General features: G+C 41.1%; 24 protein-coding genes and 1 pseudogene. 21 read left to right on the forward strand and 4 right to left on the reverse strand.

Features of this window, described 5'->3' with window-relative positions; translation table 11 throughout:
- Window positions 1-16: 16 nt before the first annotated feature.
- The 3 genes and pseudogenes from SCRDD08_RS11030 to SCRDD08_RS12200 form a co-directional block, all read left to right on the forward strand.
- Window positions 17-166 (forward strand): annotated as a pseudogene (locus tag SCRDD08_RS11030) (N-acetyltransferase); the annotation flags it as partial.
- A 35-nt stretch (window positions 167-201) separates the two neighbouring features.
- A complete protein-coding gene (locus tag SCRDD08_RS05100; protein ID WP_061422708.1) occupies window positions 202-747 on the forward strand; it encodes a DUF1697 domain-containing protein in 546 nt (181 codons plus the stop codon).
- A gap of 340 nt (window positions 748-1,087) precedes the next feature.
- A complete protein-coding gene (locus SCRDD08_RS12200) occupies window positions 1,088-1,222 on the forward strand; it encodes a hypothetical protein (RefSeq protein WP_371259083.1) in 135 nt (44 codons plus the stop codon).
- Between the two features lie 538 nt (window positions 1,223-1,760).
- On the opposite strand, the gene SCRDD08_RS05110 is transcribed toward SCRDD08_RS12200, so the two are convergent.
- Window positions 1,761-2,537, reverse strand: a complete 777-nt coding sequence (locus tag SCRDD08_RS05110) for an XRE family transcriptional regulator (RefSeq protein ID WP_061422710.1) — start codon at window positions 2,535-2,537, stop codon at window positions 1,761-1,763.
- A gap of 90 nt (window positions 2,538-2,627) precedes the next feature.
- Window positions 2,628-3,470 (reverse strand): DegV family protein, encoded by an 843-nt coding sequence (locus tag SCRDD08_RS05115; RefSeq protein WP_061422711.1) that lies wholly within the window; start codon window positions 3,468-3,470, stop codon window positions 2,628-2,630.
- A 126-nt stretch (window positions 3,471-3,596) separates the two neighbouring features.
- On the opposite strand from SCRDD08_RS05115, the gene SCRDD08_RS05120 reads away from it, so the two are divergent.
- The 4 genes from SCRDD08_RS05120 (at window position 3,597) to SCRDD08_RS11385 (ending at window position 6,805) form a co-directional block, all read left to right on the forward strand.
- Window positions 3,597-4,169 carry a TetR/AcrR family transcriptional regulator gene (locus SCRDD08_RS05120; RefSeq protein WP_015605159.1) on the forward strand — a complete coding sequence of 191 codons (573 nt, stop codon included), beginning with the start codon at window positions 3,597-3,599 and terminating at the stop codon, window positions 4,167-4,169.
- A 183-nt stretch (window positions 4,170-4,352) separates the two neighbouring features.
- Window positions 4,353-4,694, forward strand: a complete 342-nt coding sequence (locus SCRDD08_RS05125) for a LytTR family DNA-binding domain-containing protein (RefSeq protein WP_061422712.1) — start codon at window positions 4,353-4,355, stop codon at window positions 4,692-4,694.
- 1 nt (window position 4,695) lies between these two features.
- Window positions 4,696-5,427 carry a response regulator transcription factor gene (locus SCRDD08_RS05130; RefSeq protein WP_061422713.1) on the forward strand — a complete coding sequence of 244 codons (732 nt, stop codon included), beginning with the start codon at window positions 4,696-4,698 and terminating at the stop codon, window positions 5,425-5,427.
- A gap of 31 nt (window positions 5,428-5,458) precedes the next feature.
- Window positions 5,459-6,805, forward strand: a complete 1,347-nt coding sequence (locus SCRDD08_RS11385) for a sensor histidine kinase (RefSeq protein WP_155719759.1) — start codon at window positions 5,459-5,461, stop codon at window positions 6,803-6,805.
- Window positions 6,806-6,913: 108 nt separating this feature from the next.
- Here SCRDD08_RS11385 and SCRDD08_RS11045 read toward each other — a convergent pair whose 3' ends face one another.
- Entirely contained in the window at window positions 6,914-7,045 is a 132-nt protein-coding gene (locus SCRDD08_RS11045; RefSeq protein WP_081104258.1) for a bacteriocin class II family protein, read from the reverse strand.
- Window positions 7,046-7,364: 319 nt separating this feature from the next.
- On the opposite strand from SCRDD08_RS11045, the gene SCRDD08_RS05140 reads away from it, so the two are divergent.
- The 5 genes from SCRDD08_RS05140 to SCRDD08_RS05160 all read left to right on the forward strand — a co-directional run bounded on the left by SCRDD08_RS05140 (window position 7,365) and on the right by SCRDD08_RS05160 (window position 11,586).
- Entirely contained in the window at window positions 7,365-8,339 is a 975-nt protein-coding gene (locus SCRDD08_RS05140) for a DUF6568 family protein (RefSeq protein ID WP_061422714.1), read from the forward strand.
- Between the two features lie 208 nt (window positions 8,340-8,547).
- Entirely contained in the window at window positions 8,548-8,745 is a 198-nt protein-coding gene (locus tag SCRDD08_RS05145; RefSeq protein WP_061422715.1) for a bacteriocin, read from the forward strand.
- Between the two features lie 72 nt (window positions 8,746-8,817).
- Window positions 8,818-9,681 (forward strand): ABC transporter ATP-binding protein, encoded by an 864-nt coding sequence (locus SCRDD08_RS05150; RefSeq protein ID WP_061422716.1) that lies wholly within the window; start codon window positions 8,818-8,820, stop codon window positions 9,679-9,681.
- The gene (locus SCRDD08_RS05155) at window positions 9,678-10,838 is read left to right on the forward strand and encodes an ABC transporter permease subunit (RefSeq protein WP_061422717.1); all 1,161 of its coding nucleotides are present in this window, start codon (window positions 9,678-9,680) and stop codon (window positions 10,836-10,838) included. The genes SCRDD08_RS05150 and SCRDD08_RS05155 overlap by 4 nt, the downstream gene beginning before the upstream one ends.
- Window positions 10,839-11,187: 349 nt before the next feature.
- On the forward strand, window positions 11,188-11,586 hold the full coding sequence (locus SCRDD08_RS05160) for a hypothetical protein (RefSeq protein ID WP_061422718.1): 399 nt from the start codon (window positions 11,188-11,190) through the stop codon (window positions 11,584-11,586).
- A 245-nt stretch (window positions 11,587-11,831) separates the two neighbouring features.
- Here the strand turns inward: SCRDD08_RS05160 and SCRDD08_RS11055 are convergent, their stop codons facing one another.
- The gene (locus SCRDD08_RS11055; protein WP_081104260.1) at window positions 11,832-12,002 is read right to left on the reverse strand and encodes a DUF3042 family protein; all 171 of its coding nucleotides are present in this window, start codon (window positions 12,000-12,002) and stop codon (window positions 11,832-11,834) included.
- An 82-nt stretch (window positions 12,003-12,084) separates the two neighbouring features.
- Here SCRDD08_RS11055 and miaA point away from each other — a divergent pair, with 82 nt between their 5' ends.
- The 9 genes from miaA to recJ all read left to right on the forward strand — a co-directional run.
- Window positions 12,085-12,969 (forward strand): tRNA (adenosine(37)-N6)-dimethylallyltransferase MiaA, encoded by an 885-nt coding sequence (gene miaA / locus SCRDD08_RS05165; RefSeq protein WP_061422719.1) that lies wholly within the window; start codon window positions 12,085-12,087, stop codon window positions 12,967-12,969.
- A gap of 31 nt (window positions 12,970-13,000) precedes the next feature.
- Window positions 13,001-14,239, forward strand: coding sequence for a GTPase HflX (hflX, locus tag SCRDD08_RS05170; RefSeq protein ID WP_061422720.1), 1,239 nt, complete (start codon window positions 13,001-13,003; stop codon window positions 14,237-14,239).
- Complete coding sequence (locus tag SCRDD08_RS05175; protein ID WP_061422721.1) at window positions 14,232-14,855, forward strand: hypothetical protein; 624 nt, start codon at window positions 14,232-14,234, stop codon at window positions 14,853-14,855. Before hflX ends, SCRDD08_RS05175 begins: the two co-directional genes overlap by 8 nt.
- Window positions 14,856-14,865: 10 nt before the next feature.
- Complete coding sequence (gene rnz, locus SCRDD08_RS05180) at window positions 14,866-15,795, forward strand: ribonuclease Z (protein ID WP_061422722.1); 930 nt, start codon at window positions 14,866-14,868, stop codon at window positions 15,793-15,795.
- Between the two features lie 39 nt (window positions 15,796-15,834).
- Window positions 15,835-16,326, forward strand: coding sequence for a DUF7832 domain-containing protein (locus tag SCRDD08_RS05185; protein ID WP_061422723.1), 492 nt, complete (start codon window positions 15,835-15,837; stop codon window positions 16,324-16,326).
- Between the two features lie 24 nt (window positions 16,327-16,350).
- Window positions 16,351-17,106 (forward strand): SDR family NAD(P)-dependent oxidoreductase, encoded by a 756-nt coding sequence (locus SCRDD08_RS05190; RefSeq protein ID WP_061422724.1) that lies wholly within the window; start codon window positions 16,351-16,353, stop codon window positions 17,104-17,106.
- Between the two features lie 6 nt (window positions 17,107-17,112).
- Window positions 17,113-17,823: a class I SAM-dependent methyltransferase gene (locus SCRDD08_RS05195; RefSeq protein WP_061422725.1), complete on the forward strand. Its 711-nt coding sequence runs from the start codon at window positions 17,113-17,115 to the stop codon at window positions 17,821-17,823.
- Window positions 17,824-17,861: 38 nt separating this feature from the next.
- Window positions 17,862-18,890: an acyltransferase family protein gene (locus SCRDD08_RS05200; RefSeq protein ID WP_061422726.1), complete on the forward strand. Its 1,029-nt coding sequence runs from the start codon at window positions 17,862-17,864 to the stop codon at window positions 18,888-18,890.
- Between the two features lie 243 nt (window positions 18,891-19,133).
- A partial coding sequence (gene recJ, locus SCRDD08_RS05205) for a single-stranded-DNA-specific exonuclease RecJ (RefSeq protein WP_231089333.1) occupies window positions 19,134-21,046 on the forward strand: 1,913 nt, incomplete at its 3' end.

Raw genomic sequence — 21,046 nt, forward strand, 5'->3', positions numbered from 1 at the left:
TTGATGCTCCCTCAGAATTTTATTATGGGTATTAGAAGATAACAAACGTGCCATCGCTTTCTATGGAAAAATGGGTTTTGTTTTTGACGGCGAGGAAAAGGTCATTGACCTAGGAAAAGCCGTGAAAGAAAAACGGATGCTTTACATCAGAAACTCGAACAGTTAGTCTGAAAATAATAGGTACATTTTTAAGGAGCACACATGCGTTATGCACTTTTACTCCGCGGCATTAATGTCGGCGGGAAAAACAAGGTCGTTATGACTGATTTGAAGAAGGATCTGGCTGAGTTGGGTTTTGAAAATTCAATTTCCTACATCAACAGCGGCAACCTTTTCTTTGATAGCGAGGAGCAGGAGGAGAGGATTCGGGAGATTTTGACGGATTATTTTAGTCAGTCTTACGATTTTCCTTTGCCTTTTGTTCTTGTCAGCTCTGCCATGCTTGAAAAAGAAACAGCCAATCTGCCTACTTGGTGGAAAGATGAGACAGCCTTTCGGCGCGATGTTCTCTTTTATCTGCCAGAGGTAGACAAGGAGAGCGTTCAAGAGCTGGCAGGCAATTGGGCGAATGACAAGGAGCAACTGCATTTCGGACAGACAGCTTTCTTTTATAGCAATGCTGACCAAGCGGACTATCTCAAGTCCAACTACCATAAAAAACTGCTCAAGTCTAGTTTCTACAAGCAACTGACTATCCGAAACGGTAAGACTTTCCAGAAGATTGTGGAGTTGGTTGGAAATGAGTAAGCTAAATTTGGAAGAGACAAGGGAAGAAAAAGCGAAGGGCTGGAAGTTTTCTAAAGTTATTTGGCTAGTGCTCTATATCTTGTTGTTTATCTTTATTTTGCTACATTTTAGCTTGAGTCCCTTTGGTTTGGTCTTTACTCCGCTCCTGTGGAACACATGGCTTTTTCTTCTATCAGTGGTCGTCTTTTGTCACTTATGGTTTCTCTTTTTGAAAAATAGAGAGTTTCGCTGGTTCCACCTCATCTGGGGGATCCTGAGTGTACCTCTTGCACTTTTTATATGGTTTGCAATTTTCTTTCATTTCTCTATAGTCAAATCAGAAAATTCTGTCCCAATCAATATGGATTACGGGATAGAGGGGAGAGAAGTTATTTTACGAAAAGGCTATTTATTAGGTGAATATGATGAATACCATGATTTAGTCAATCCTTATATCATGAAAACCAAGGTCAATCGTGTTCGCTATATTGATTGATGCAAGTCTTGCCAATGGAATCTAGCTCCAAAGCCCGTTCAAACAAGCTAGTAGAGGGAGTTGTGTGGATGTGGTTAGATACAGTGAATACATGGCTCAAGTGCCATGGTTTTCTAGCTTAGTTATTGGATTTCTCCATCCTTATGCTTTTCGCAATGATTACGGGCATCCTAGTTTTTCAAATCCCCTTCCTCCCTATATGTTTAAAGGGTAATTATGTTTTTCCTTTGTTTATAAATATTCTTGTTTTACTGCACTATGCCTATAGTTCTATCCTACGTGAAAATAGTTCAAAGAGGGTCACTTCTTTAAAAGACTTAGTCAATCCTCTCCTTTATATAAATCCTCTAGCTCTTTTGTTTCATTACTTTGGAGTGAAGAGTCGCCGTCATAGAACTATTTTGTTACCATTGCCTACTTTGGATCATCGCTATGTTTGGTTTCCGATTGCTACTTATATTATTTTCTTTCTGATAGCAGCAGTCATCGTGATTGCAAGCAAAGGGAGTAAGAAAAAATAGAAAAGCCGCTTTATGTACTAAAGTGGCTTTTGTGCTTGTTCTGATAAATCTAAGGGCATAAAGGCGGCCATGACACGGCCGATGACCTTGGGTTCTTCTTGATGCGGGATAAATTTGTCGCTGTATTTTTTATTGAGAGAGATGAGACGGATGCCAGTTGGATCGTTGAAAACTCTTTTCAAAATGGTTTGTCCGTCGTAATCAATGGCATAGATCGCGCCAGCAAATTCAAAATGTGTATTCTTGATGAGTGCCACAGAACCTTGCGGATACTTGGGTTCCAGCGAATCTGTCCGAATCCAGAGGGCAATATCATAGTCAAGCTCTTTGTCTAACCAGACGATGTCAGCTTGTTCGGGCTTGTTCAAGAAAGTCTGGAAGCTTTCATAGACCTTGTAAGGAAAATAATTATCTTTTAATCTCTCCTCAGTTGTTTGATCATCCAGCTCTTTTTTAGCAAAGTCTGTCACAGCTTGCTTGCGGCTCTGGTCTAAAGATTGGAAAATATCTGCGAACTCTAGCGAAAATGGTGTAGGGCTATGAACAGATAAATAGCGAGGATCCAGCTCTTCAACATCCATATCAAAGAAGTCTGCAATTTTTTGCATATTTTCGAGGACAGGCAGGGAATTTCCTTTGATATAGCCAGTGAGAGTGCTGGCTGGGATTCCTGTTCCTCGTGAAAGTTCAATTTGTTTGATTTGCTTTTGCTTCAATAAAGTTTTGATTTTTTTAGAAATGAGTCGCATTGCCTCCTTATCCTGGGGGCTAGCGACACCGCGTCCTCTGGCCATGATATTCACTCCTTTTCTTTCTTCTATTTTAACGAATTAAATCGAAAAAGTAAAGAGCTGAATACGCATATTCAGCTCAAAAGGAGAGGATTAAATTTCATAGCCCATCAAGAGGCCGCCTTCTTCTGCGTAAAAGCTGCAAAGTCCAGAAGTTGGTAGGAATGAAATATCGGCAGCTGGGAATTTTTCCTTGATAACTTCCGAAAATTGCTGGCAAAATTTCTCATTGTTGCGATGCGCAATGAGAATGCGACCGCCCTTATACCCAGATTTCAGAACTTCATCGACAGCAGCAGTCAGAGCTTTTTTAGCTCCTCTAGCTTTTTGGAGAAGCTCCAGAGTACCAGTATCGCTGGCTTCGCCGACCATGCGAATATTGAGGAGGCCGACAACTGCACCGATTAGCTTGCTGAGACGACCATTTTTGACCAGATTATCTACCTTAGCTAGTACAAAGAGAAGTTTCGTATTTTCTTGGTAGTGGGTAATGGCTTCCACGACTTGCTCGAAAGAAAGCCCTTCTTTGATGAGGTCGTTCAATTTTCTGACAATCAGATCAACCTCGCCACCAGCCGAAAGGCTATCAATGACATGGATATTTGCTGTTGGTTTTTCTTCTAAGAAGAGTTTTTTGGCTAGCTGGGCGCTATTGTGGCTACCAGAAAGAGAGCCTGTAATTGTCACGACAAAGATATTCTCAGCCCCTTCAAAGCTTCTGAGGTAGTCATCAGGGCTTGGGCAGGCTGATTTCGAAGCACTTGAAGTAGCGTACATTTTTTCCATCATGCCATCAATATCAAGATGCGCATTATCCACAAAAATTTCATGATCAATCTGAATGGTCAGCGGCACACTCTCAAACCTTGTCTGGTTGGCCAGATCTGTAATCTCACGGTAGTCACAGCCAGAATCGGCAACAATTTTCCAAGTCATTTAGTTTCTCCTGCTCTATCAGTTCTCTACATTGACAAAAAACATGTCTTTTCTTACAATTATAACATGAAGATGCTTTGATATAAAGCCTTAATTCTCAGCTGATACAGGAAGAAAGAAATTGTTATGGCGGAAAAGAAAATATCAGAAAAATCCCTTGCAAATTTAAAAACTTATAATCAAGAATCCAATCGAATCACAAAGGAATCCTTGGAAATTTCTCTGATGCAACTGCTAGAGAAAAAAGATTTGAAAAAGATTACCATCTCTGAGTTAGTCGAGCGGGCTGGAGTTTCGCGCGCAGCCTTTTATCGTAACTATAGCTCCAAAGAAGAAATTCTAGAGGGAATTTTCAAAAATACGGTTCAGGGAATTGTCGACAAGCTGGAGCAGTTCAATTTCAAGACAGAAATGTACCAGATTTGGCTTTTTCTTTTTAAGGAAGCCAAAAAGGAAGCGCGTGTCATTAGTCTGGCTATTGATTATAATTTTGAAAAGTTGCTGACGCAGGCGGTCTTTGATTTCCTTGAAAAGCGTAGCAAAGGTGGGAAGAAGACAGCCAATTCCTATATGAATTCATTTTGGAGTTCTGCGGTTGTTTCGGTGCTTTCCAAATGGATCAAAGAAGGCATGAAGGTTCCAGCTGAAAAGATTGCTGCTTTGGGCATGCCGCTTTTTCCACAGAAAAAGAAAAAGTAAGAGTTTGTACAACTGTTTGGTACCAATATATCAGACTGAAATAATAGATCGTAAAAACTTACCTAACAAGTAAGTTTTTACTTAGTGCTTCTGAGACCATTTAAGACTTATCAGCTACCATTTAGGATTTGGGAGTTATTTGCGATGCGACCTGTGCTATGCTAGAGCAAAGGAGGTAGACAAATGGCTACTATCATAATTAAAGACGGCTGCACTCTTCGAAAGCTAGATCTTTCAACAATTTACTATGTCCAGTCCCATCCTCAAAAGCCGCACATCGTTCTTATCGTGACTAGACAAGGCAACTACAGCCTTAGGGCTTCTCTGACTGAGCTGGCTAAGCTCTATCCTGATGAGCTGGTTCACTGTAATCGTCAAACACTGGTCAATTTAGCCAAGGTTCAAGGATTTGACAGGGAGCGTAAAAGCTTGTTCTTTGAGCAGTCTGACTTAGGAGACATTGTCTGCTCAAGGCGTCATTTAACCAGTCTTATCAAGCGCTGGTATCAGGAAGGAAGAAAATAAGATGAAAATTTTTGTATTAGAAGATGATCTTAAGCAACAAGCCTATATGGAGTCCACCATTCAGGGAATTTTGGAAAAGAATGGCTGGGAATGCCAGTTTTTAGAAATCTATGGCAAGCCGGACATGCTGATTGATGCAGTAAGGGAACGGGGGAGCCATCAGATTTTCTTTTTGGATATTGAGATTAAGCAAGAGACGCAGAAGGGACTCGAGGTGGCAGGAAAGATTCGCAAGTTGGACCCCTACGCTCTGATTGTATTTGTGACGACTCACTCAGAATTTATGCCCTTGACTTTTCGTTATCAGGTATCAGCTTTTGACTTTATTGACAAAGGCTTGCCTGAGGAGGATTTTATCAAGCAGATTGAGCAGGATCTGGCCTATCTTTACGAGAGAAAGGACAGTTTTCAAGCTGAGGAAACTTTTCTCTTTGAAAATTCTAAATCAGATTTTCAGGTGCCTTTTAATGAAATCTATTATTTTGAGACATCAGAAGTGCCTCATAGACTAGTTCTCTATACCAAGAAAGAGCGCATCGAATTTTACGGACAGCTTTCTGAGATTACAAAGCAGGACAAGCGTCTCTATCGCTGCCATCGCTCTTATGTGGTCAATCCAGCGAATATCTCTCAGTTGGATAAGATAGAAAACATAGCCTATTTCCCTAATGGCGCTAGTTGCTATGTATCACGCCTCAAGATGAAAGGATTACGGACAGCTTTAAGGCAGTAGGGAAGTAATATGATAGAAGTGGGAGGAGTTTATGTTCATAGGATTGAAAATTGTAGCATTAATATTTCAGGTTTTAGCTTTATTTATTCTTTTTTCAAATATCAGTGGCGAAAAAATGAATTGGAAAAAGTATCTATTAGCAACTCTAGGATTGAATTTTATAGGGATTTTGCTTGCGATCATAGACTTAGTGATTGAGAATAAATTTTTTTCATATGTTAATTTCTTAACGCTTCCTATCTATTTTTTAATTTTTTCCTTATTGATAAACAAAAATATACCAAAGGTTCTTTCTATATTCTATGGTCTTTTTCCAGTTATCTTTTGGAATGTTCTACATCGTCTATTCTCTTTCTTTTTAAGAAATATAATACATTCCCATGTTCAAGTTCAGATAGATCCTAACAAATATACTATATATATTTCAGCAATTCTAGCTAGTTTATTATCATTATTCTTACCTAGACTATTGTATTATGATTTTAAACGATTAAGAGAGTATAAGTTAAGAAAAAAAGATATAAAATTAATTACTTTTCTAAATATTTCCATGATTTTTTATTATATATTTGTTCAATATTTTACTTATATCGAAATGTATCAGCACTCACTTAACTTATATTATCGTGAAATAATCGTAGTTGTTTATATTATTCTCTTTCTCAGTTCAGTAAATATCCTAGACCGTAATTTGCGAGAGCGAATTCAACAGCAGTTAAGTGAACAAAGAGAGTTGCAGTTGAGAAATATGTCCGATTACAGTCAGCATATCGAAGAACTTTATAATGAGTTGCGAAGTTTCCGGCATGATTACATCAATATTTTAAGGAGTCTGAAGTTAGGAATTGATACGCATGATTTACCAGCCATTGAGCAGATTTATAACCAAGTTCTAAAAGACTCAGGTCAAGCACTCAACCAATCTAAATATGATTTAGGTCGCCTGTCCAATATCCACAATGATGCTCTCAAGAGCGTATTGTCAGCAAAATTTCTAGAAGCTCAGAGCAAGGGAATAGAAATTGGCTTGGAAGTTCCGCAGGAAATCAAACCTCAAGGAATGGAGTTGCTTGATTTTATCACGATTGTTTCCATACTGGCTGATAATGCTATAGAAGCAGCAGTGGAGACTAGTCATCCAGTAGTTTCTTTTGCCTTTTTAGAGCAGGAAGGTAGACAGATTTTTATTGTTGAGAATACAATAAAAGAGTTTTCTATCCATTCCGATACTATTTTTAAAAAGGGCTTTAGCACTAAAGGAGAAAATAGAGGGCTTGGTCTCTCCAATGTTCAAAATATTATCAGCCACTATCCCAATGTTTCTCTGAGAACCACTAGTCATGATAATAGATTTAAACAGGAAATAGAAATAAAATGAAGCTATAAAATTTTAATTAAGATAGCTATATCTGAAAAAGGCTAATTTCAATGTAATAATGAAATTGGCCTTTTTGTCTATTATAATTGGGTTAAATAAGTGGATCTTTTATTGTCTACCGAAAATAGTGTCAAACCAGTTGGATATTCCTTGTAACCAATTTTGTCCTCCGCCTGAAATTTTTTCTAATTCCTCAGTTGATAATACATTGAATTGTTTGATTGATTCTTTTTTGTTCATAATATGCCCCCTTGTTTTAATGATATTAGTATAACAAAAATAGTACTGTTGTAGTGGTTTAAATCTTAATCAGTCTTTATTTACTCCTGAATGGTAGGTTTCTATTCTATTATTTATTTTCTTAATGTGAGGAATTAGACAGTTTAAAAGATATGAAAAGGTAAATATATTCAGTATCGTTTGCTTTAGAATTATTTTATGATGAAATTGTGCACCAAATTTGACAATTCAAGAGTAAATAAAAGCCATTTAGGATTTTCTTGTTTTTCTGCTCTAAAAATAAGTTAAACTAGATCTATAAAAATAGAAGGAGTTTATTATGAAAAATAAATGGTTTATTTCGATATTGCTTTGCCCACTTTTTCTTGGTCTAGGTGCTCTGCCGGTGGCAGCTGATACAGATAGCATAGTAGTACAAGGTGGTCGCGAGAGAGTAGAAGCCAGTAGGAGCACTGATAAAACATTACCGACTGAATCAGATACTAAGTCTGACTCCAGTAGTGAAGCAGAGTCAAGCCAAATTACAAAAACTCAGACTGCAGAGCAGAATTCCAATCCACCAGTTCACACTGAGACTGCTAAAGCTGAAGTAACTATGGAAAGCTATCTAGAAAATGTAGCTGATTTTCAAAAAGTTTCGATTAATCAAGTATACCAAGCTTTTACTGAAGATGGTAAGGATCATACAATCTATGTTGGTCGTCCGACCTGTTATTATTGTCGAGAGTTTTCTCCCGTTCTGAAAGAGTTTAATCAGTTAATTGATAATCATCTTGAATATTATGATAGTGATGGGAAAGATTTCGATGATCAGGCAAAGAAATTTTTATTTGAAACAGTTGGAATACCCGGAACTCCAACTATTCTTTATCTAAAAAATGGAAAACTTGTGTCTGGTTGGGCTGGAGGAGGAGTTACAGCTCAACAATTGTATGACCATTTGTATGCTAGTTCAGCAATTAAACAAGATGAGAAAGTGGAACAGTCAAATACAACTGTAAATGAACGTGGTTCTGTAGTTGCTCATTCGATAACTATCCCAACCGCCAAGGACAGCGACAGAGACTTTTCTAAGCCAGTTTTGCAGGAAAGTGCGGAAGCTAAGACTAATCAAACTCTCACTTTAATGGATAGTAATTCCAATAATCAAAAGAGTAAAGAGGCATTAGTTCATCCGGCTTCAAGAATATTGCCCCAGACAGGGGACCAGAAGAGTGAATACATCATATTGCTAGGCATTATTGCATTAGGAGCAATGTTTGCTACTCTCTGTCCAAAGCGTCAGAAGGATTAAATTTCCTTACTAGTCAATTTAAAAATTAGAAAAGATGCTAAGATAAAACATAAAAATACATTCTCTATTTTGGAGAATGTATTTTTAAAATGACTATTCAGGAGTAAATATCTACCATTCAAGATTTTTGTGACTAAAGATTAGAAGAAAGTGTTATACTTTAGATGTGATCGCGATGCACAAGAAAAAACAACAGGAGGTATCTATTATGGATACAAAAGTAATGTCACAATTTGAAGTGATGGATGAAGATATGTTAACCGCCATTGAAGGTGGGTGGGGATATGTATGGCGTTGCTCAGATGGGTATGTTAGCGCTAAGCATTTTTTCAGATTCACTGCACAAGAGAATGCAGATAACCATGTAGCACTTTACGGAGGAGTTTGTAGAGTCTATAATGTTTAAGAACCCTAAAGCATTCGTAGCTGGCATGAAAACTGCTGGCTACGAATGCTTGTTAAAAGATGGAGGGCATTTATGAAATTAGAAATGATAGGCATTAGCAAGAGCTATGGCTCTAAGTCTGTGCTCAAAGATATTTCCTGCGAATTTACTGAGGGAGTTTATGGTTTGCTTGGGGCAAATGGTACGGGTAAGACGACCTTGATGAATATCATTTGTGATCTCATAAAGCCGAGCCAAGGAAGGATGAAGTTTGATGGCGCCTCACATGTCGAAGAGTATATCCAGTATATCGGATTCTTGCCTCAAGATTTTTCTTATTATCATAACTTTACGGGGCTCGATTTCCTTTTATATATGGCCGCTCTTAAGGGAATGACGAAGAAACAAGCCAGAGTAGAGAGTGATAAGTTTTTGAAACTTACTGGTTTATACGATGTCAGGAAAAAGAAGCTTGCTTCCTATTCGGGTGGTATGAAGCAAAGACTGGGCATTGCGCAGGCACTTCTCAATCATCCCAAAATATTGATTTTAGATGAGCCAACCGTGGGACTGGATCCCAAGGAAAGGGTGAAATTCAGAAATATTATCAGTGAGCTATCGGCTGATAAAGTCATCCTCTTATCTACCCACATCGTATCGGACGTAGAAGCGATAGCCAAGGAAATCCTAATCCTAAAAGATGGAAATTTTGTGGAGAGAGGTAGTGCTAAGGAACTTCTTTCACTTATCGAGGGGCAAGTTTGGGAATTTCGTGTTTCCGAGCGTGATTGGCAGCGTTTTGCAAAGGATTATGTAATCGTGAATGAGCGGATAGAACCAGACGGTATCGTCTTGCGGGTTATTAGCGATAAGAGTCCTGTAGAAGGGGCGCAAGGGGTGATTCCGAGTCTGGAAGATTTGTATATTTATTACTTTAGAGAGGAGGCAAATGAATGATAGCATTAGTTCCTTTTGAATTGAAAAAATTATTAAAAAAGAAATCAGTTTTAGGTGCAGTCCTGGCTATTATGCTGGTTTTAGTTGGATTGTTTTATGCAAATTTTTTTAATGATGGTCAGATTAGCGGATCTTCAGCTGATCGAATACATGGAAAACAAGCGGTTGTGATCAAACAAAAGATTGCTGAAGAGCATACTGGTTATTTATCTGATGAGTTAATGGATAAAATCGTTAATGACTATGCAGCCAATATGCCCTATTTCAAACAGAATGATTTGTATGATATGTTTTCCTGGTATGCCATTGATCGTCTCGTCCCCAATTCTCAAGAAATTCTAACAGATACCTATAAATCTGATGATGTCTTACATTATGACCAGATTAGTCTCAAGTCACAAGAAGAGCTGCGGTCCTATTTCCCTTTAAAAACGTTAAAGCTGGGAAATTTTGCACCTTGGCATAAGTTATTTAATACCTTAAATGCTGCTTTTAGTTTAATGGTGGTATTTGTAGTCTATATTTGCTGCTCTGTTTTCTCAGGTGATCGAGCAAGAAAGATGGATTCATTACTTTTGACAACTAAATATGGTCGCAATCAGTTAACGATTGCAAAAATCGTATCTGTTTTTGGAATTGCTACTTTAACATTTGCCCTTGTTAATAGCCTTGTTTTGCTGGTGTTTGGGACCTACTTCGGTTGGAGCGGTTGGGATACCAGCGTCCAGATGAACTTGGAGTGGATTTCGACTATTTATAATATTTTGCAATTTCCTGTCCATATGAATCTCTTAGAATTGTTGATTCGCCTTATTCTATTTCAGTTTGTTGGTTTACTCTTTATTCTTGGAGTGATGCTTCTCATATCTAGTTTGACAAAGTCGCCGCTGGCAACATTTGCAAGTTCTGTAGGGATGTTCTTGGCTCCAGACTTTTTGATGAGTATCTTCAGAGATGGCCTGATGAATAAGATACTAACTATTTTTTCAATTTCAATCGATGGAACGGAAGGAATCTTATTGAAACTTTCCAATAGCAAAGGATTCTTCTTCAATGATTTTACCGCAAATGGTGTCAGCGTGATCATGATCCGGCTCTCTCTCATGCTCCTCTGCTGTCTGATGACTTATCGGATCATTCGAAAAAGAGGACTTTAAACTAACTGTTGTCTATTTTAGAAAAGCAGTTCCGCTTTTCTGATGGAATATACAAGGGAAAAAGAGGTCACTAATATGGAAAAAAAATTGTTTTATAAAATTTCTCTGCTTATATCTTTTGTGTTAACGGCAGGAGGTCTATTATTAACACTCTGTAATTATTTATTTTTTAATTATCCGTTTTTAAACCAAACTACGGTAGGTCTAATTGTCTCGTTTTTAATGGTTTTGCTTATATTTTTTAGTTCTCATCATAGAAATAAGAATTGATTTTTTGAATTACTTGAGAATAAAAAGAAAAAAGTGCTAAAGACATTCTTTGAATTTATCCTTTAAAGGGGTTGATTTTATGACTAATACTAGGCGAGCAGTAGTTGCTACGAGCTTAGGTTTCATCTTATTGTTAGCAGTGGGAATTCTACTGCAGATTCGCTTTGGGGGCATGGTCTTTTTGCTAAGTCTATTCTGTTATGCGGAAGCCTTTATCATTTGGTACGCGAAAAGTAAGTCTAAGTCGCAGATCAGTGGCAGTCGGAGTATTGAACTCTTCTGGCTTTATATCAAGCAGTTGAAAATCTTTTATGTCACAATTTTGTGTCTTTCGATTCCTTTCGTTTCCCTGTCTTCTGACCCCACTTATGATTTGTTTTTTGTGCTTGGGTTGTTAGTATTTTCGCTCTTAAGCAATTATATCTTTAGCTCTCATGGCATTCAACCATCTAAGAAAGAGACTGATGTAAAAGATTAATTGTTTTATCTGTAGCAGTTATTTAGCTTGCTGTTTTCTACAAAAGAAAAGAGGCTGGGACAAAAGTCCTAGCCTCTCAATTGTCTTTGAAATGTCGAGCAAGACGCAGTGGTTGAGTGGGCTCTACTACGCTGATTTCATCAGCTTTTACAGCCCTACTCAACTGTGCGGAGGGTGGGACGACGAAATCGAATTCTAACGAATTACCGATTTTTTTCCCACTCTCTTTTGTAAAATGTGCAGGCTTAGTGTGCTACACGTTTGCGAGCGGCTTTCTTACGGTTTTCTTCGATGAAAGCTGCTTTTTGTTCCTCGGGTTCGATGACTTTTTTCTTAAAGGCATAGACTGCACCAGCAAGAGCAGCGACAGTACCTGCTACACCTGTAAGAACGCCTTTTCCAAATTCTTTAGCCATGTGATTTCTCCTTTTCTGAACTTTTATTATTTATGTTATAATTAATAGTAACGAAAAATCAAAATTTTTTCAAGGAAAAAAGATGAAAACCAAAATAATTGTGATAGTGGGGCCGACGGCGGTCGGAAAAACGGCTCTGAGTATCGAGGTAGCCAAGCGCTTCAATGGCCAGATCATCAGTGGTGACAGCCAGCAGGTCTATCGTGGCTTGGATATTGGTACGGCTAAGATTCGTCCAGAGGAGCAGGAGGGCATTCCCCATCATCTGCTGGATGTGCGGGAGGTTGGAGAAAGCTACTCGGCCTATGATTTTGTGACTGAGGCGGCTCAGGCTATTCGTGAGATTGCGGCTCAAGGTCAGCTTCCCATCATTTGCGGCGGCACAGGGCTCTATATCCAGAGCTTGCTTGAGGGCTACCATCTGGGCGGCACTGTCCCTCACGAGGAGATTTTGGCCTATCGGGCGCAGCTGGAAACTTGGTCGGATGAGGATTTGTTTGGGAAAATAGCAGAGCTGGGTATCGAGATTCCACAGATAAATCGACGCAGAGCTATGAGGGCACTGGAAATTGCCCATCTGGGAGGTTCGCTAGAAAACAATCAGCCAGACTATGAGGCCCTGCTAATTTGCCTAGATGATGAACGAGAAAAACTTTATAAGCGAATCAATCTACGAGTGGATATGATGGTGGAAGACGGACTTTTAGAAGAAGCCCGCTGGCTGTTTGAGAAAGCTCCGACCAGTCAAGCCAGCAAGGGGATTGGCTACAAGGAACTTTTCCCCTACTTTGAAGGTCAGATAAGCCTAGAGGAAGCGGTGGACAAGCTCAAGCAGAACACCCGCCGTTTCGCCAAACGGCAACTGACTTGGTTTCGCAATCGGATGTCCGTGACCTTTTATCAGGTGGGAAATCCAGACTACAAAGAGCAGGTTATGGAAGACATCAGGAAGTTTTTGGACAAGTAGCTGGCTGACCAAGTCTTAGTAAGGATATGAGATGATAGAAACAGAGAAAAAAACAGAGCGTGTCTTTTTGGTCGGTGTGGAACTAGCAGACACGGAGAATTTTGACCTATCCATGGAGGAGTTGCATAGTCTGGCTAAGACGGCAGGGGCAGAGGTAGTCGGCTCTTACAGCCAGAAGCGAGAAAAGTATGACAGCAAGACCTTTGTCGGTTCTGGAAAGTTAGAAGAAATCCGGCAGATGGTTGATGCCGAAGAGATTTCGACCGTCATTGTCAATAACCGTCTGACACCCCGCCAGAATGTCAATCTGGAGGAAAGCTTGGGCGTCAAGGTCATTGACCGTATGCAGCTGATTTTGGATATTTTTGCCATGAGGGCTAGGAGTCATGAGGGGAAACTTCAGGTGCATCTGGCCCAGCTCAAGTACCTGCTGCCTCGCTTGGTTGGCCAGGGCATTATGCTCAGCCGTCAGGCTGGTGGAATCGGCTCCCGTGGCCCTGGTGAAAGTCAGCTGGAGCTCAATCGACGTAGTGTCCGCAATCAGATTCATGATATTGAGCGCCAGCTCAAGGCGGTCGAGAAAAATCGGGCAACCGTTCGTGAAAAGAGGCTGGAATCCAGCATTTTCAAAATCGGCCTCATCGGTTATACTAATGCGGGCAAGTCCACTATTATGAACTGCTTGACCAGCAAGAGCCAGTATGAGGCGGACGAACTCTTTGCGACGCTAGACGCCACGACTAAGAACATCAACCTCAGTGGCCAGCTCAATGTCACGCTGACAGACACGGTTGGCTTCATTCAGGATTTGCCGACAGAGCTGGTATCCAGCTTTAAATCCACTCTGGAAGAGAGTAAAAATGTTGATTTGCTGGTCCATGTTATTGATGCCAGCGACCCTCATCATGAGGAGCATGAAAAAACAGTCATCGACATCATGAAAGAGCTGGACATGCTGGATATTCCCCGTCTGACTCTCTATAACAAAGCGGATAAGGCGGAGAATTTCACCCCGACCTTGACTCCTTATTCTTTGATTTCGGCTAAGGCGGACAATAGCAGAGCCCTTTTGCAGAAAGTCCTGCTGGAGCGGATGAAAGAGCTCTTTTTGCCTTTTACCATCAAGGTAGCTCCGGCTAAGGCCTACAAGATTCATGATTTAGAGAAGGTCGCGATTATCGGGAATCGAGAATACATAGACGATATCGAAGTCATTTCGGGCTGGATTGCCGAAAAAAATAAATGGAAACTGGAAGAATTTTATGACTGATTATATTGACTTAGCCCTCAAATACGGCGGTTTTACAAGCCTAGACAGGGTCTACTTAGAGCAAGTATTGGCTGGCCTGACAGAAGAGCAGAAGCTTAGCTTCATCACACCGCCACCCAGCGTTATCAATGCGTACTTTGCTGAGCTTTATCAAAAGAAAAGTCCAGAAGCCGCTACAGCCTATTTTCTAGAAATTAGCCAAGCGCTGGACTTATGGAATGCGGAGCCTAGCTTTGTGGAAAGCAAGCCTTTTGTCCGCCTCAATCTTTCTGGCAAGTCCTACGGATTTTGCTATGAGAGCGAGGAAGTTGGCTTGGTCTTCCCTGAAAACCCAGAGCCGGTAACAGCTGACTTGCTTTTCGAAATCGCCCAAGTCTTTCCACAGTACTTGGTTTTTGAAGAAGAAGGTCAGATAAAATTGATGCCTCTCAGACCTGAGTTTCAAGTCGTGGACAGTCAGGCGCTGACTGCTTTGACTGATTGGCAGCAGCTGGCGGATGGTAGCCAGAGAGTTCTGGGCTACAATCAAGATGAAGTCAGTCAGCTGGCTCAGTCCTATGCTGGCAGAAAATACTATCACTCGCAGAATCGCTCTGCCATGATTTATATCATTTAGAAAGAAAAACATGCAATTACAATTTTTAGGAACTGGAGCCGGTCAGCCGTCCAAGGCTCGCAATGTGTCCAGTCTTGTCCTCAAGCTTTTGGAGGAAATCAATGAGGTTTGGATGTTTGATTGCGGCGAAGGCACCCAGAATCAAATCTTGGAAACTACCATCAAACCTCGTAAGATTTCAAAGATTTTCATCACGCACCTGCACGGCGACCACATTTTTGGTTTGCCAGGTTTTCTCTCTAGCCGAGCTTTTCAGGCCAATGAAGAGCAGACGGATTTGGAAATTTATGGGCCAGTCGGTATCAAAAGCTTTGTGATGACAAGCCTGCGCGTGTCTGGTTCCCGCCTGCCTTATCGGATTGATTTTCATGAGTTTGATGAAAACAGTCTGGGAAAGATTCTGGAAACGGACAAGTTTACTGTTTATGCGGATAAGCTAGACCACACGATTTTCTGCGTGGGTTATCGGGTGATGCAGAAAGATTTGGAAGGAACGCTGGATGCGGACAAGCTGCGCGAGGCGGGCGTTCCTTTTGGCCCTCTCTTTGGAAAGGTCAAGAATGGTCAGGACATCGTCCTAGAAGATGGTACCAGAATCATCGCAGCCGATTATATCTCAGCTCCTCGCCCGGGTAAGACCATTACCATTTTGGGTGACACCAGAAAGACCGATTCAAGTGTTCGCTTGGCTGTGGCAGCAGATGTGCTGGTCCATGAAGCGACCTATGGCAAGGGAGATGAAAAGATGGCTCGTAAGCATGGCCATTCTACCAATATGCAAGCTGCGGAAGTGGCTAAGGAAGCTGGTGTCAAACGCCTCCTGCTCAATCATGTTAGCGCGCGTTTCTTATCGAAAGACATTAGCCAAATGCGGCGCGATGCCAGTGCTATCTTTGAAAATGTCCATGTAGTCAAGGATTTGGAAGAAGTTGAGTTATAATTTTACAGTCTCGGATAGTTTCGTTGAGAGGAAAATAAAATGGCAGTTGAAAATCGTTTATTCGATAAAGCTGATTGGTATTTTGAGGATGCATTAACCAACTATCTTTACAGCTACCAATTACAAAATGAAGAATTAACAAGAAATGATTACCGAGAGGTTCATCGTTGGGCTGCGAATCATATTGGCTTCTTTGTGACTTGGCTCATCCAGCATGATGCAAAGGAAATGATGATTCCTGATGAAGAAACAACATTCCAAAGTGTCAAAGTCGAGCAAACTTTGGGTGTAGATTATGTTCTAGACTGGTGTGACGGAAAATTGGGAACAATAGATGTCAAAAGGGATTTTCAGGCTTTTGTGAACGACTATTATGAACATCAGTACATGAAGGATTATTCCGAATTTGTAGTCAATAACTTGTACGACCTACCTTTGGAATTTTTAGGTAGCTGGGAGGATTATCATCTTTTTGCTCCGGTCATTGATCAAGCTTATGCTGACTATTTAGCTGGAAAAAGATTTCATTAGATTAACAACATGAAAGGCAGAACAATGCGCACCATCATCATCACAGGGGCCAGCGGTGGGCTGGCTCAGGAAATGGTTAAGCTTTTGCCCCATGACCGCCTGATTTTGGTCGGACGGAGCAAGGCTAAGCTGGAAAAACTATATGGAGAAAGGGAAAATCTTGACTTAGTGGAGCTGGATATTACTGACAGCTCAGCTTTGGAAAGGTTTGCTGAGCGGATTGATAGCCAGTACGGGCACGTCGATGTCCTAGTCAATAATGCTGGCTATGGGATTTTTGAAGAATTTGACAAAATCAGCTCCAGCGATATCGAGGCCATGTTTGAGGTAAATACCTTTGCCTTGATGAATCTGTCCCGTATCTTTGGAGCTCGCATGAAGCAGGCAGGTCAAGGTCATATCGTTAATATCGTTAGTATGGCCGGCCTCATTGCAAGTAGCAAGTCCAGTCTTTACTCAGCGACCAAGTTTGCAGCTATTGGTTTTTCTAACGCCTTGCGTTTGGAACTCCTGCCTTTTGGTGTCTATGTCACGACGGTAAATCCCGGTCCTATCAAAACAGCCTTTTTCGATCAAGCGGATCCTGACGGTTCCTATGTGAAAGCAGTCGACAAATATATGCTTGAGCCAGACTTTGTAGCAGGCAAAATTGTCAAATCTTTTGGCAAAAAGAAGCGGGAAATGAATTTACCTGGGATTCTCAATCTAGCACAGAAGCTTTATACCCTTTTTCCAAGAATTGCCGACAAGATGGCAGCCAATATGTTTAACTATAAATGAGGTTTTATGACAGCTAATCTACAAGCCTACAAGGCTCATCTGCAGGCGCCTTGGGGCAAACTTCAGTATGATATTGTTTTTGCTTTTCTTAAATCACTGAAGGGTCAGAAAATCCTTGATTTCGGCAGTGGTTTTGGAATTGTGGCTGATTTTCTAGCGGAAAAAAACCAAGTGACCGCCATCGAGCCGAACTCAGAAATGATTGCTGAGCGCAAGCAGGACTTTTCCTATGAGCAATTGCAAGGCAGCTTGGACCTTCTGCAAACATTGCCAGACCAGTCTTTTGATGTCATCATCTGTCATAATGTCTTAGAGTATGTATCTGACCCTGCTCTTTATTTAGCAGAATTTTTCCGCCTCTTAAAAAAGGATGGCAAAATTTCTCTGGTCAAGCATCACGAGGTTGGGCGAATTATGCATACAGTGGTTTTTGAAAATGATCCAGAAAAGGCCCAGCAGCTTTTGGCGGGTGAGGCATATCAAACCCACAGCATGGGAGCTGCTAAGGTCTATCAGATCCAAGATGTGATTTCAGGTCTCCCATTAGAAGTTGAAGATTATCAAGGACTACGGATTTTTTACGGGCTGCAATCCAATGACTACAAAACTGCCCCTGACTGGGCTGAAAAGATGCTTGAGATGGAGCTGGCTGTCTGCAACCAATCGCCTTACCGAGACATCGCTGCCTTTCAGCATGTTTGGCTGAGTAAGCACTAAGTCTATCTATTAAGCATATCTTCCTGGGGAGAGTATTTATGGCAGAAAGAAATGTCAGAGAGCCTGAGCAGCCGGTCAACTACGCCATGCTCAGTTTGTTTCAGTACATGGCTTCAATTTTGGTAATCTTGGTGCATTGTCAGCGGCTTTTTGAGAATGAAGTCCTGCATTTTACTCAGAAAAGTATGTTTGGTCGCATGGCAGTGCCCTTTTTTCTGATTTCATCAGCTTTTATACTTAAATCCAGCTTGGCTAAGAAGCAGGAAATGAAGGTCTATGTTAAGCGTGTTTTGAAGCAGTATTTTTTGTGGAGCGGGATTTATGTCCCTTATGCCTTGGCGTATTTTTGGACCTTGCCACTTCCTAAACATTATGCTCCATTAGCCTTATTGGCTGGGCTTTTGTATATCGGTTTATGCTATCAGCTTTGGTACATTCCAGCCTTTCTCTTGGGACTTTTACTTGTTCACTATTTTTATAGAAAATGGGGTGCTAGAAAGACGGGGCTTTTTCTACTCCTGCTTTATGTAATCGGCTCGATTGAGACATACTACGCTTATTTCTCAAATAGCTGGCTTACCCTGTCTTTTGATGCCTATGCTAAAATTTTCTTTACCACCCGAAACGGCATTTTTTATACTCCCATTTTTGTTTACTTGGGTTATCTCCTTTATGATTATCGGCATTTCAGCCTTTTCAGGGATAATTTTGGGAAAAAGCTATTCTTGTCCAGTTTTCTTTTGCTACTAGATGGCTGGATTGTCTTCATCCATCAGGGGATTGACAAGAACTTCTTTTTGGCTCTGCCCCTCTTTGCTCTATTTCTGGTTAATTGGATTTTGCGTACAAGAATTGGTCAAAATTGGCATCTGTATCACCTTAAAGAATTGAGCGTTTTGTATTTCTTTTTGCATCCGATTTTTATAGAATCCTCTTTTTATCTGCTCCAGAAGACCGATTTTGCCAAGTGGCAGCAGGGAAGGATTGTCTTTTTGCTAACCTTGCTCTTGACTCATATAAGTGCAGAAGTCATTTTATTGGCTCGGAAGCGGTTGTTCTTGAAGTAAAGACTTACAAAGGGAATAGGATGACGAATGAGAGCTAGTGAGTCGGATATGACGATCGGAGAAGTCCTAGCTGGTAAGCGAAAATCCAGCAAAATTGTCCTTGCTCAAATTTTAATCGAGTGAGGAAGTAAAACATAAAGTGATGGAACAGAAGAAATATTCCGTGCCTTTTTCTTCTGTTCTGTCGCTTTTTCATGTTATAATATTCAGACAAGATTGTACGGAGAAAGTGTTTCACTTATCATGATTAGCTCAAAATACGACTGGCAGTTTGCCACTAATTTTACAGACGAAAAATTTTTAAAAAAGGCTAAGAAAGCTGGATTGGAACTTGCAGCTGCCAGTCTTCTTTATCAAAGAGGTGTGCAGACTGAAGAAGCTTTGCAGGAATTTTTGGAGCCTAGTTTAGACCAGCTTCACGACCCTTATGACCTGCATGATATGGAGCGGGCAGTAGAGCGCATTCGCGTAGCGATTGAGAATTATGAGCAGATTTTGATCTATGGTGATTATGATGCTGATGGGATGACCTCGGCATCGATTGTCAAGGAAGCCTTGGAGCAGCTGGGGGCTGAGTGTCAGGTCTATCTGCCCAATCGCTTTACGGACGGCTATGGTCCTAATAGCAGTGTTTACAAGTATTTTATTGAAAATCAAGGTATCTCGCTCATTATCACAGTGGATAATGGAGTGTCAGGACTTGAAGCGATCGAGCTGGCCCAGTCTCTGGGCGTGGATGTCATCGTGACGGATCACCACTCCATGCCTGAGGAGCTGCCAAACGCCTATGCGATTGTCCATCCGGAACATAGCGGAGCGGATTATCCTTTCAAGCATCTGGCTGGCTGCGGGGTGGCTTTTAAGCTGGCAACAGCCTTGCTGGAAGAAGTCCAAGTCGAACTTTTAGACTTAGTGGCCATTGGCACTATTGCCGATATGGTCAGTCTGACGGGGGAAAATCGGATTTTGGTCAAATATGGCCTTTCCGTCCTCAAAAATACCCAGAGAGTAGGACTTCAGGAACTCTTCAAAATTGCAGGCATTCAGCCAGATGAACTGGATGAAGAAACGGTTGGTTTCCAACTTGCTCCCCGACTCAATGCCTTGGGACGGCTAGATGATCCTAATCCAGCTATTGAGCTTTTGACTGGCTTTGACGACGAAGAAGCTCGTGATATTGCTCTCATGATCAACCAGAAAAATGACGAGCGCAAGGAAATTGTCCAGCAGATTTATGAAGAAGCACAAACCATGCTGGATCCTAAGAGACCAGTACAGGTGCTGGCCAAGGAAGGTTGGAATCCTGGTGTGCTAGGGATTGTCGCTGGGCGCTTGCTGGAAGAGCTGCACCAGCCAGTCATAGTGCTTAATATTGAGGATGGCATCGCTAAGGGTAGCGCCCGCAGTATTGAAGCGGTCAATATTTTTGAGGCCTTGGACAGTCACCGTGATCTCTTTGTAGCCTTTGGGGGCCATGCTGGAGCAGCTGGAATGACTCTTGAAGCAGACAAACTAACGGAGCTTGCTGATATCCTGACAGCATACATCTTAGACAATGATTTGGATTTGACTGGTAAAACAACCCTCTATTTAGACGAGGAACTACACTTGCCAGAACTGACCCTTGATACACTCAAAAGCTTTGAAAAACTGGCGCCTTTTGGTATGGACAATAAGAAGCCGCTTTTTTACCTCAAAGACTTTAAAGTGGACAATGCTCGGACTATGGGGGCTGGCAATAGCCATCTCAAGCTGAAAATTTCTCAGGAAGACGCATCTTTTGAAGTAGTAGCTTTTGGGCAAGGAAGCCTGGCGACAGAATTTGCCCAGACCAAGAATCTGGAGCTAGCTGTCAGCCTCTCTGTCAATAAATGGAATGGACAGACCAGTCTTCAGCTTATGCTGGTAGATGCCCGTGTGGACGGCGTTCAGCTTTTCAATATCCGAGGCAAAAATGCGACACTGCCTGACAAGGTTCCAGTCTTGCGTTTCACAGAGGAATTGCCGGATTTGACAAATAGCAGAGCAGTTGTGGTTTATGACCTGCCTGATAATTTGCAGGTCTTGAAGAAGATTCTTCAGTCTCAAGATTTCGAAGCGATTTACTTTAAGAATGAGATTGCCAAACCTTACTATCTGACCGGCTATGGTACCCG

Source organism: Streptococcus cristatus (genome assembly GCF_001578775.1).
GTDB lineage: Bacteria > Bacillota > Bacilli > Lactobacillales > Streptococcaceae > Streptococcus > Streptococcus cristatus_A.

What these genes read in the sequence shown, in the direction of transcription:
- miaA (WP_061422719.1), top strand. Translation starts at nt 12,085, where the DNA reads ATGAAAACCAAAATAATTGTGATAGTGGGGCCGACGGCGGTCGGAAAA.
- SCRDD08_RS11045 (WP_081104258.1), bottom strand. Translation starts at nt 7,045, where the DNA reads ATGAACAAAAAAGAATCAATCAAACAATTCAATGTATTATCAACTGAG.
- SCRDD08_RS05130 (WP_061422713.1), top strand. Translation starts at nt 4,696, where the DNA reads ATGAAAATTTTTGTATTAGAAGATGATCTTAAGCAACAAGCCTATATG.
- SCRDD08_RS05185 (WP_061422723.1), top strand. Translation starts at nt 15,835, where the DNA reads ATGGCAGTTGAAAATCGTTTATTCGATAAAGCTGATTGGTATTTTGAG.
- SCRDD08_RS05140 (WP_061422714.1), top strand. Translation starts at nt 7,365, where the DNA reads ATGAAAAATAAATGGTTTATTTCGATATTGCTTTGCCCACTTTTTCTT.
- hflX (WP_061422720.1), top strand. Translation starts at nt 13,001, where the DNA reads ATGATAGAAACAGAGAAAAAAACAGAGCGTGTCTTTTTGGTCGGTGTG.
- SCRDD08_RS05150 (WP_061422716.1), top strand. Translation starts at nt 8,818, where the DNA reads ATGAAATTAGAAATGATAGGCATTAGCAAGAGCTATGGCTCTAAGTCT.
- SCRDD08_RS05195 (WP_061422725.1), top strand. Translation starts at nt 17,113, where the DNA reads ATGACAGCTAATCTACAAGCCTACAAGGCTCATCTGCAGGCGCCTTGG.
- SCRDD08_RS05145 (WP_061422715.1), top strand. Translation starts at nt 8,548, where the DNA reads ATGGATACAAAAGTAATGTCACAATTTGAAGTGATGGATGAAGATATG.
- SCRDD08_RS05100 (WP_061422708.1), top strand. Translation starts at nt 202, where the DNA reads ATGCGTTATGCACTTTTACTCCGCGGCATTAATGTCGGCGGGAAAAAC.
- SCRDD08_RS11055 (WP_081104260.1), bottom strand. Translation starts at nt 12,002, where the DNA reads ATGGCTAAAGAATTTGGAAAAGGCGTTCTTACAGGTGTAGCAGGTACT.
- SCRDD08_RS05115 (WP_061422711.1), bottom strand. Translation starts at nt 3,470, where the DNA reads ATGACTTGGAAAATTGTTGCCGATTCTGGCTGTGACTACCGTGAGATT.
- SCRDD08_RS05120 (WP_015605159.1), top strand. Translation starts at nt 3,597, where the DNA reads ATGGCGGAAAAGAAAATATCAGAAAAATCCCTTGCAAATTTAAAAACT.
- SCRDD08_RS05175 (WP_061422721.1), top strand. Translation starts at nt 14,232, where the DNA reads ATGACTGATTATATTGACTTAGCCCTCAAATACGGCGGTTTTACAAGC.
- SCRDD08_RS05200 (WP_061422726.1), top strand. Translation starts at nt 17,862, where the DNA reads ATGGCAGAAAGAAATGTCAGAGAGCCTGAGCAGCCGGTCAACTACGCC.
- SCRDD08_RS05125 (WP_061422712.1), top strand. Translation starts at nt 4,353, where the DNA reads ATGGCTACTATCATAATTAAAGACGGCTGCACTCTTCGAAAGCTAGAT.
- SCRDD08_RS05160 (WP_061422718.1), top strand. Translation starts at nt 11,188, where the DNA reads ATGACTAATACTAGGCGAGCAGTAGTTGCTACGAGCTTAGGTTTCATC.
- SCRDD08_RS05190 (WP_061422724.1), top strand. Translation starts at nt 16,351, where the DNA reads ATGCGCACCATCATCATCACAGGGGCCAGCGGTGGGCTGGCTCAGGAA.
- SCRDD08_RS11385 (WP_155719759.1), top strand. Translation starts at nt 5,459, where the DNA reads ATGTTCATAGGATTGAAAATTGTAGCATTAATATTTCAGGTTTTAGCT.
- SCRDD08_RS05155 (WP_061422717.1), top strand. Translation starts at nt 9,678, where the DNA reads ATGATAGCATTAGTTCCTTTTGAATTGAAAAAATTATTAAAAAAGAAA.
- rnz (WP_061422722.1), top strand. Translation starts at nt 14,866, where the DNA reads ATGCAATTACAATTTTTAGGAACTGGAGCCGGTCAGCCGTCCAAGGCT.
- SCRDD08_RS12200 (WP_371259083.1), top strand. Translation starts at nt 1,088, where the DNA reads ATGGATTACGGGATAGAGGGGAGAGAAGTTATTTTACGAAAAGGCTAT.
- SCRDD08_RS05110 (WP_061422710.1), bottom strand. Translation starts at nt 2,537, where the DNA reads ATGGCCAGAGGACGCGGTGTCGCTAGCCCCCAGGATAAGGAGGCAATG.